The 659-nt window shown below is 65.3% G+C and carries 1 protein-coding gene; it reads right to left on the minus strand.

Annotated features, from left to right (window positions below; all coding sequences use genetic code 11):
• Window positions 1-16: 16 nt before the first annotated feature.
• The coding region (locus ACESY8_RS19715) for an ATP synthase beta subunit C-terminal domain-containing protein (protein WP_498794973.1) at window positions 17-659 on the minus strand (643 nt) is incomplete at its 5' end.

Consider the following 659-nt stretch of genomic DNA (forward strand, 5'->3'; position numbering starts at 1 on the left):
GTACGGTATTCCTTGATCATTCCTCAGCACCTCCCCGGGCGGCGATGTCCGCGATCTGCTCCTCCATCTCCCGGGCCATATCGGCGTAGACGGCGGCGTACCGGTCGTCCGGCACGCTCTTGGCCCGGCCCATCTGCTCCCGGAAGGGGATGGCAAACAGCTCGGCGGTGGCGGCGCCCTTCTCAATGGCGGCGCGGCACAGCTTGTCGTAGTCCAGAATCATCTGGATCATCTTGTCCTGGCGCTCGTAGCTGGAGTACCAGTCCACCTCCATAAAGCCGTTCTGCTGGAGGAAATCCTCCCGCAGCATCTTGGCGGTCTCCAGGGTGAGCTGGTCGGCGGCGGACAGGGAGTCCTTGCCCACCAGCTGCACAATCTCGTTGAGGCTGGCCTCCTCCTGGAGGATGGACATGGCCTTGTCGCGGTTGACCATGAACTGGGGCCCCAGGTGCTCGTCATACCAGGGCTTGAGGGAGTCCAGGTACAGGGAGTAGGAGTTGAGCCAGTTGATGGCCGGGAAGTGGCGCTTGTAGGCCAGGGAGGCGTCCAGGGCCCAGAACACCTTGACGATGCGCATGGTGGCCTGGCTGACCGGCTCGGACAGGTCGCCGCCGGGGGGCGACACCGCACCCACCGCGGTCAGGGAGCCCCGGCGGTGC

Source organism: Clostridium sp. ATCC BAA-442 (assembly GCF_964239415.1).
Taxonomy (GTDB): Bacteria; Bacillota; Clostridia; order Oscillospirales; family Oscillospiraceae; genus Flavonifractor; species Flavonifractor plautii.